Origin of the sequence: Microcystis sp. M079S1 (assembly GCF_020246425.1) — a bacterium.
GTDB classification, from domain to species: domain Bacteria; phylum Cyanobacteriota; class Cyanobacteriia; order Cyanobacteriales; family Microcystaceae; genus Microcystis; species Microcystis aeruginosa.
This window is the reverse complement of the sequence record NZ_JADBSZ010000309.1, coordinates 1-8,619: the sequence shown is the minus strand read 5'-3', so window position 1 is coordinate 8,619 and position 8,619 is coordinate 1. Positions and strand designations below refer to the sequence as shown.

Genomic DNA, 8,619 nt, shown 5'->3' with positions numbered 1-8,619 from the left:
TAAATAGATTTGTTTGTCTTTGAACTTAAAAGCAGATTTGGTAAATTCGGCACTTCCTCCCTGATGTTTTTTCTTAAAGTTAGGATACTTAGTACGACCAGCAAAGAAATTAGTAAAAGCTGTTTGTAAATGTCTTAAGCCTTGTTGTAAAGGTACACAGCTAACTTCATTGAGAAAGTCTAATTCTTCTTGCTTTTTCCACTCGGTCAACATTGAAGAAGTTTCAGTATATCCTACTCTTTCTTGTCTTTCATACCAAGCTTGTGTTCTGACATGGAGAGCTTTATTGTAAACTAATCTTACACAGCCCAAAGTGCGCCGCAATAGCGACTCTTGTTCTGGTGTTGGGTAAAATCGAAACGAATAGGCTTTTTCCATATCTCGCATTCTAGCATATATCGTGTAAATGCGCTAATATTTAACGGTAAAGCCGTCGTAGAACGACGGGGTTTCAGACCCAAATTTTCGATGAATAGTCTGCCAAGTTCAGTCGAACGGGAAAATTTAGGACAATTTTTGTTAGAAAATCTGCAAGATATTACAGATAAACTCGATCAAATTGTCACCGATTCTGATCGAATCATACTGGATAATTTACTACAAGAAACTAAAATTTTATTTGAGCAAGTTAAGGATAACTCTAAAACTTATCAAGCAAGAGCCGATATATTTTGTCAAATTAATCAACTATGGTTTCAGGTATGGGAACAATATAAGAATGAGGTTTCGGCACTGGAATTAATCCAATATATAGACCAATTTACTAATCAAATTACTGCCTATAATCAATTATTTATCAGCCTTGCTCAGATCAATGAGGGAAAGACTGGTGAGGAAAAAGCCGATTTAATCAGAGTGGTGGAAGGTTCACGCATTCTCTCGGAAACGATAGATGTGTTTATTGATATGTTTGCCGATTCAGAATTAGAGCAAATTTACCAGGGAGCTAAAAATGCTCTATCGGTTTCTAATCGTACTATAACCGAATATTTCCAAGATACTGACAAATCTTTAGTCACCCAACTGAGAGCCTATTACAGTTTAATAATTTTCAGAATTCAAGAGCGATTTAATCCTAAGAATGTATCCTCAGAAACTACTTATCATTCCCTAGCAGATAATTTCAATGATATTGATGCCTCTACACAAAATTTAACAGGTTTGGTCGATTTGGAAACTGAAAAATCTTCGTCTGAAAACTGGTTAGATAATCTTTCTGGATCAATTTCTGATCAGGAGGTTTTTGAGAAAGCATTAGAATATGGGCGTGTTTTTCGTCAGAATGTATCCTCAGAAACTACTTCTCATTCCCTAACAGATGATTTAAGCGATCTTGATCCTTGGACAAGAGACTTAGTGGGGGTTGTCGATTTAGGACGAGAAGACCCAAAAGAATCGTATATTGATTATTTAGTGGAGAAGTATCGGTGAAACGAGTCCTATTCGATAGTGATGTATTGCTAGATGTTTTGGGTAAGCGTGAACCACATTTTCAAGCATCTGTACAAGCATTAAATACAGTTAAGACAGGTAAAACTCAAGGATATATTTCTGGTCATGCCGTCACTAATATTTATTATATTTTGTCTAGAGAAAATGGAAGGGAAAGCTCAAGAAAGTTGGTTATAAGTCTTCTAGAGAACGTAGGTTGGGTTGAAGCATGAAACCCAACACCCGCTCATGTTACCCTACCACTAACCCATCCTACAAACTTTTTGCCGCAAACCCTAACTAATGCTTCGGTAAACGTAAACCATCCGATCGCATGGGGATTAAAATCTGAGTTAAACTGCGTAATTGTTCGGCCGTTCCCATACAAATTAACAGATCCCCGGCCATTAATTCCGTATCGCCAGTCGGTCCCCCAATTAGCGTACCATCAGCGCGACGTATAGCCAAAACTAACGCCCCCGATCGAGATCTTAAATGTGCTTGACTAAGACTTAAACCCACACAGGGACAAGTCCGCGGATCGATTAAAAATTCCTCCATATAAAACGATCGATCGGTTCCGGTTAAAATACCATCGACAAAATCCATCACCTGGGGTCGTAGGGCTGCGGCCGCTAATCTTCTACCGCCGGTAATATAGGGAGATACCACCGCATCGGCCCCGGCCCGTTGTAATTTTTGTACTGCTTCCTCGGTACTGGCCCTAGCAATGGCGCGAATTTTCGGATTAAGAGTTTTAGCGGACAAAACTGTATATAAATTCTCCGCATCGGAAGTTAAAGCGGCCACAATACAAATAGCGCGTTCAATTCCTGCCATTTGTAAAGATTTATCTAAGGTGGCATCTCCTTGAACAACAATATAATTTAATTCTTTGGCCCGATTTACCTGTAGGGGGTCTGTATCAATGACTACAAAAGGAATATTTTCGGCGTGAAATTCGATCGCCACCTGTCTACCTGTGCGACCCAAACCACAGATGATATAGTGTTCCGATAGTCGATCGATCAAGCGTTTCTCCTGTCTCTGTTTGAGTCCCTCTTGAAAATAGCCTTGAATTAAAGCTTCGGTCAAGCGATTAACAATATAACCGATGCTGACTACTCCCATCACGATCAAAACCATTGTAAACAGTCGTCCCCGTTCACCTAGGGGATTAATTTCGCCAAAACCGACGGTAGCGAGGGTACTAATCGTCATATAGGCCGAATCTAGCCAACTCCAACCCTCGATCAGATGATACCAAAGCGTACCCAGCAAAAACACCACGATCAGGGCAAAAATTCCCCCGATTAATTCCTGACGCAGACGACGATATTTATCTTCACTGATGGACAAGCAAAATTCACCCCTAAGACTGTCTAGTAAATTACAATAAAATCAGTTTTTAATCTAAATAACCCGTCCTTCTCAGACGGATTTGATTATAATTTCCCCTATGTCTAATCGCGCAGGAGTTCCCCAGTGAGTCCAGAAACCCTTTTAGAACCAACCCTAGTTGATCCCACTCCCAATTTAAACCCGAATCAACCCTTCGATCGAGATAGTTTTAACAGCTATGTGATGAATACTTATGGTCGTTTTCCCATTGCGATCGCCAAAGGGTTAGGCTGTCTTCTCTGGGATACTTCCGGCAAACAATACCTTGATTTTGTCGCAGGAATTGCCACCTGTACCCTCGGTCACGCACACCCCGCTTTAATTGAAGTGGTTAGCCAGCAAATCCAAAAACTCCATCATGTCTCGAATTTATACTATATTCCCGAACAAGGAGAACTAGCTAAATGGATTGTCGATCATTCCTGCGCTGATAAAGTCTTTTTCTGTAATTCTGGTGCGGAAGCGAACGAAGCGGCGATTAAATTAGTACGAAAATATGCCCATACGGTGCTAGATTTCCTCGAACAGCCGGTTATTTTAACCGCTCACGCTAGTTTTCACGGTCGGACTTTAGCTACCATCACCGCAACCGGTCAACCGAAGTATCAAAAAGACTTTGAACCCCTGATGCCGGGGTTTGCCTATATTCCCTATAATGATATCGAAGCGGTGGAAAATGCGATCGCTGATCTCGATGAGGGTAATCGTCGTGTGGCTGCGATTATGTTGGAACCGCTGCAGGGTGAAGGGGGAGTTCGTCCCGGGGATATCGAATATTTCCAACGTTTACGGCAAATTTGCGACGAAAATAACATTTTGCTTGTCTTTGATGAAGTACAGGTGGGAGTCGGAAGAACTGGTAAACTCTGGGGTTATGAGAATTTAGGAGTGGAACCAGATATTTTCACTTCTGCTAAGGGTTTAGCGGGTGGTATTCCCATCGGTGCGATGATGTGCAGAAAATTCTGTGATGTGTTTGAACCGGGTAGTCATGCGAGTACCTTTGGAGGTAATCCTTTCGCTTGTGCCTCAGCTTTAACAGTATTACAAACCATTGAACGGGATCATCTTCTCGAAAATGTCCAGCAGCGAGGGGAACAATTACGCAGCCGTTTACGCGTGATTGCTTCTCAATATCCCCATCTATTTGTCGATGTGCGCGGTTGGGGTTTAATTAATGGTCTGGAAATTAATTCAGAAAGTGAGTTGGTTTCATCTACTATTGTTAATGCAGCCTTGGCAGAGGGTTTATTAATTGCCCCCGCAGGTCCGAAGGTTCTCCGTTTTGTACCTCCTTTAATTGTCTCGGAAACAGAAGTAGATGAGGCTATGGATAAGCTGGAAGTTGCTATCGCTAAAGTGGTTTAATTTCAGTTATCAGTTATCAGTTATCAGTTATCAGTTATCAGTTATCAGTTATCAGTTATCAGTTATCAGTTATCAGTTATCAGATGTAAGTTTTAAGTTGACAGTTTCCAGTGGGTGGGTGGAATTAAATATAAGATGAACGTAGAATTGTAAAATCCTTAAGCCAGAGGAGGAAGAAAGAGCCGTAAACTTGATTAACAATCGTCCTCGAAAATGTCTTGACTATCGTACCCCGAATGAGGTATTCTATGAAGGTAGATTAGACAGTGATGCAATTCAGACTTGAATTGACCTACTAAAGATAGGAGACTTGCGGAGGAAGAAATAATATCCCAGCCCGACAATCGCTCTGTAGAAGAATCAGACAAGCCCTAAATGTACATGATCAAAGCCCAAGTCGCTAGAGCAAGAAATTGAGGAGTTAGAATGTTTTTAAAGAGAGGAATATATACGTTAGCTAATGATAACTTATACGATCAGCTAATTGCCCTTATTAATAGCATCAGGACTAATTATGATAAAAATATTCCAATCTGCATAATTCCTTATGACGATAGGGTTGACAAAATTAAATCTCTCAAGATAGATAATGTTTTTCTTTTTGACAATCAATCATCAATTGAAAAATGGTCTAATTTTGCATCAGAAGTATGGAGTGCTCAGAGGTTTCTATCTCGAAAGAAATCTGCTTGGTATCATGGGTCGAACACCATAAGAAAACTATGTTCATTTGATGGTCAATTTGAATACTTTGTCTATATTGATAGTGATGAGCTAGTAATGTCTTCCTTAGAGGATTGCTTCAATAAACTAACAGAGTATGATTGTGTTTTTGACGACTGGGAACATAAGAAAGAAGATTGTTTTCTAGATACCAAAATGATTATAAGAAAATATCCATCTCGTGCTATTCAAGACATAAAATCTTGTTGTCATTGCTCTGATTTTTTCGCAGCTAAATCAAGCTTGTTAAATTCCGACACTTTAGCGCAAATTAAACTTGCACTACTGCATGACGCGGAAGTGAACTTTATCAATGAGCGAGGTTGGTGGGATGAGGTCTACCTTTTTAGCTATATTACGTTTAAACTTAACTGGAAATTTTTCAACTATACGTTGAGTGAAAAATCTGAAGAGAGAACTGGAAATATTGCCGGTGTAGATCCTTTTGTGGAGAAGGATTATGTGCTTTACAACAAGCAAGGATTAAAGCCAGTTCACAGAATTCATTATATGGGTTATGGCTCAGATAGATTCAAGAGGTTATGTGGCGGAGAAGATATTGATATACCGCATCGAGACGTTTTTATGTATTACAGATTTTTGGAAGAACCTGAAGCAAAACCGAAGCGCCTCAAGAAAGCGAATTTTTTAATAAAAGCTATGCATTCACTTGAGAAAAACTTCAAAAAGTTAAAAAAGAAAGTAGCCAATTTGTTTTGATGGACATGATCAACTACTTTACTGTGTCTGCATCTTGTCCAACGCATCTTAAAGAACACATAACTTACTAATACACCATTCTAGCTCAATACCAAGACTTCCCCCATACAGTCCTTACTGCTTGGAGCTTCTCAGAAAAAATTGACAAGCGATTACTGGGTACATTTTCCCCTTGAAAATGGCTGTACTGTTGACTGTATCTAGAGTAGAGCGATTCCGTAGAGTTGGCTGTCTAGTTATCGCTAACCTTATGACCACAGATGGTGTCATTAATCTCTAGAGTAAGCGATTCCCTCTGTAGCCATGTTTTTGATGGTTTTCTGCCCCGAAACAAGCTATAATGGTCGAAAGGTAAAATTTTTCAAATTTGACTTCAAACCCTATCTGCGTGAGAAATTCAGGAGTTGGTACTCAGTAGTCCATTAGTATTATATTGCTTTAACTCAGGCTCTGTAAGACTTTTAGCCATAGCTAGTATATTCATACGGGGTAAGTTCAGATATATTAAACTTGAACCCGATAGTCGAGGGATAATTTACTCGCAGGTTTTCCCCAGTCTTTGGTTAGATGTTAATGCTTTATTAGCGGGTAACTTAGGACAGGTTTTGACAGTTTTACAGCAAGGTTTAGCCAGTCAAGAACATCAAGATTTTCTGAAGAAATTATCTCAAAAAAAATAATAATTGATATTTAAATTTATGAATTGGCATCCTGACGCTTATCAAGCTTTAATTGCCGAAGATTATCCTCAAGTTGCGGCAATCTACGAGGAACTAATCGATAACAATCCTGAAAATGTTTCTGACTATTGGTACTTGGGAGTTGCCTATCTTCTGCAAAATTTAGAAGCAGAGGCACAGGTGATGTGGCAAAGTATTTTAAGGGAAGGTAATCCGGAAGAAGTTAAGCAATGGCAAGCAGAATTAGAAGCGGTTTTAGACGCAGAAGCGCGACGACAACAAAGAAAAGGTGATCTGGCATCTGTAGAATATTTTCGCTATCATCTACAGGAAATTGTTCCCAAGTCAATTAATAATTTATTAGCTTTATTCGACTTAGCTTTAGATTTAGAAATATTCGATCCAGAAGAACTACTTAATTATCCTATTCAAGACAATCTCAGATATAATCCTAGCCGAGAATTGCTTTTAAATGTAGTTCTCAAAAGTCTTTTATATCCCCATGAATTAACTTTAGATTTAGCTCAAGCAAGTTTACCTTACCTAGGGGAATTAGCCGATAGTTTTATCCCGCAAGCTTTTCAGATATCAGCACGAGTCACCAACGAGCAACAAAGTCCCACTTTTGGAGTAGAAATTATTAAACTTTGTCTGCAATTAAGACCAAATGATCTGAGTCTTTTGGAACAATTGGTTAACCTCTATATTTTAGCAGAAGACTTTGATAATTCTTTGATAACTGCCTATCAGTTGCGAGAAATTTGTCTAACCCCAACCCTAAAGTTATACAGTAATTATCTAATTTTATTAATACTTTTGCGCTGGGGAGTTTGGCAAGAAATTGATCATATCTATCAAGAATATCAGAATTTATTACAGGAATTAACCCGTCGGAAAAATATTACTCTAGAACCGATTATTAAAACTAGCTTTCTCAATGTTTCTAGTCCCCTACCCTACCTAGGCGATCGAGCCTTAGCCAACCGAAAATTAACTAATCGCATCGCCGAAATTTTCCTTGATAATAATAGTTTAAAAACTCCTTTGGTTACTATAAAAAAAGTTCAAGAAAAACTAACGATCGGTTATCTTGCCAGTACCTTAAAACATCATTCTGTCGGTTGGTTAAGTCGTTGGTTAATTCACCATCATGATCGAGAAAAATTGCAAATAGCCATCTATACTATTAACCAAGAAGAAGATGAAATTACCCGTCAATGGTTCCGGGATAGCCGAGATATTATCCGTCATTTTCCCTACGCTCAAAATCCCCTAGAAGTTGCCCAACAAATTCAACAGGATCAGATAGATATTCTGGTAGATTTAGACAGTTTAACCCATAATCTTACCAATCAGATCATGGCACTGAAACCCGCAGCAAAACAAGTGACTTGGTTAGGTTGGGATGCTTCTGGATTAGCAACTATTGATTACTATATTGCCGATCCCTACGTTTTACCCCAGCAAGCGGAGGAATATTATCGAGAAAAAATCTATCGTTTACCAGAGACATATTTAGCAGTGGATGGTTTTGAAATCGGCACTCCCAATCTACGTCGAGAAGATTTAGAAATTCCCCCCGATGCTACCATCTATTTTTCCGTACAAAGTGGCATGAAACGCCATCCTGATACTATTAAACTTCAGATGAAAATTCTCGCACAAGTCCCTAATAGTTATTTTCTGATTAAGGGAGTCGGTAAGACTGAAAAAATTCAAGAATTATTTACTGAAATAGCGATTCGGGAGGGAGTTAATCCCCAAAGATTGCGGTTTTTACCGAGAGATATAGATGAATATACCCATCGCGCTAATTTACAGATTGCCGATGTGGTATTAGATACCTATCCCTACAATGGTGCTACCACCACCTTAGAAGTTTTATGGCAAGGAATCCCTTTAGTTACACTGGTAGGAGAACAATTTTCCGCCCGCAATAGTTATACTTTTATGATTAATGCTGGTATTGAAGCCGGAATTGGCTGGAATGAGGCAGAATATATCGACTGGGGAGTAAAATTAGGACTCGATCGCTCCCTTCGTCAAGACATCAGCCATCAACTGTTAGGAAATCGTGACACAGCCCCCCTCTGGCAAGGGAAAAAATTCGCTGAAAATATGGAAAATGCCTATTTAAAAATCTGGGAGGGAAGTTGATATTGACATCCTCGCCGCCCTAAAAGTGCGGCGATTCCTAAACCTCACGATTTAAGTTTCTGCTTCCACCACCGTCGCATACCACAGTTAAAAAACCATGTACTGTCTTACACAGAGTCCACAGACTTTCGCCCCATTT

7 protein-coding genes and 2 pseudogenes are annotated in these 8,619 nt (G+C 39.3%); 7 read left to right on the top strand and 2 right to left on the bottom strand.

Features of this window, described 5'->3' with window-relative positions; translation table 11 throughout:
• On the bottom strand, positions 1-378 hold a 378-nt coding region (locus IM456_RS19890; protein WP_287712797.1), incomplete at its 3' end, for an RNA-guided endonuclease InsQ/TnpB family protein.
• Positions 379-468: 90 nt separating this feature from the next.
• On the opposite strand from IM456_RS19890, the gene IM456_RS19885 reads away from it, so the two are divergent.
• Both IM456_RS19885 and IM456_RS19880 read left to right on the top strand, forming a co-directional pair.
• The gene (locus IM456_RS19885; protein WP_287692538.1) at positions 469-1,431 is read left to right on the top strand and encodes a hypothetical protein; all 963 of its coding nucleotides are present in this window, start codon (positions 469-471) and stop codon (positions 1,429-1,431) included.
• Positions 1,428-1,664 (top strand): PIN domain-containing protein, encoded by a 237-nt coding sequence (locus tag IM456_RS19880; RefSeq protein ID WP_287692536.1) that lies wholly within the window; start codon positions 1,428-1,430, stop codon positions 1,662-1,664. The genes IM456_RS19885 and IM456_RS19880 overlap by 4 nt, the downstream gene beginning before the upstream one ends.
• Positions 1,665-1,731: 67 nt before the next feature.
• Here IM456_RS19880 and IM456_RS19875 read toward each other — a convergent pair whose 3' ends face one another.
• Positions 1,732-2,790 carry a potassium channel family protein gene (locus tag IM456_RS19875; RefSeq protein WP_002758951.1) on the bottom strand — a complete coding sequence of 353 codons (1,059 nt, stop codon included), beginning with the start codon at positions 2,788-2,790 and terminating at the stop codon, positions 1,732-1,734.
• 126 nt (positions 2,791-2,916) lie between these two features.
• On the opposite strand from IM456_RS19875, the gene IM456_RS19870 reads away from it, so the two are divergent.
• The 5 genes and pseudogenes from IM456_RS19870 to IM456_RS19850 all read left to right on the top strand — a co-directional run bounded on the left by IM456_RS19870 (position 2,917) and on the right by IM456_RS19850 (position 8,480).
• Positions 2,917-4,200, top strand: coding sequence for an aspartate aminotransferase family protein (locus tag IM456_RS19870; RefSeq protein WP_287692532.1), 1,284 nt, complete (start codon positions 2,917-2,919; stop codon positions 4,198-4,200).
• Between the two features lie 145 nt (positions 4,201-4,345).
• Positions 4,346-4,486: pseudogene (locus IM456_RS19865) on the top strand (IS30 family transposase); the annotation flags it as partial.
• A gap of 140 nt (positions 4,487-4,626) precedes the next feature.
• Positions 4,627-5,643: an Npun_R2821/Npun_R2822 family protein gene (locus IM456_RS19860; protein WP_149987538.1), complete on the top strand. Its 1,017-nt coding sequence runs from the start codon at positions 4,627-4,629 to the stop codon at positions 5,641-5,643.
• A gap of 500 nt (positions 5,644-6,143) precedes the next feature.
• A pseudogene (locus tag IM456_RS19855) lies at positions 6,144-6,323 on the top strand (Uma2 family endonuclease); the annotation flags it as partial.
• 18 nt (positions 6,324-6,341) lie between these two features.
• A complete protein-coding gene (locus tag IM456_RS19850) occupies positions 6,342-8,480 on the top strand; it encodes an O-linked N-acetylglucosamine transferase, SPINDLY family protein (protein ID WP_149987539.1) in 2,139 nt (712 codons plus the stop codon).
• Positions 8,481-8,619 lie beyond the last annotated feature (139 nt).

Coding starts and splice junctions, on each gene's coding strand:
- IM456_RS19860 (WP_149987538.1), top strand. CDS start 4,627: ATGTTTTTAAAGAGAGGAATATATACGTTAGCTAATGATAACTTATAC.
- IM456_RS19885 (WP_287692538.1), top strand. CDS start 469: ATGAATAGTCTGCCAAGTTCAGTCGAACGGGAAAATTTAGGACAATTT.
- IM456_RS19850 (WP_149987539.1), top strand. CDS start 6,342: ATGAATTGGCATCCTGACGCTTATCAAGCTTTAATTGCCGAAGATTAT.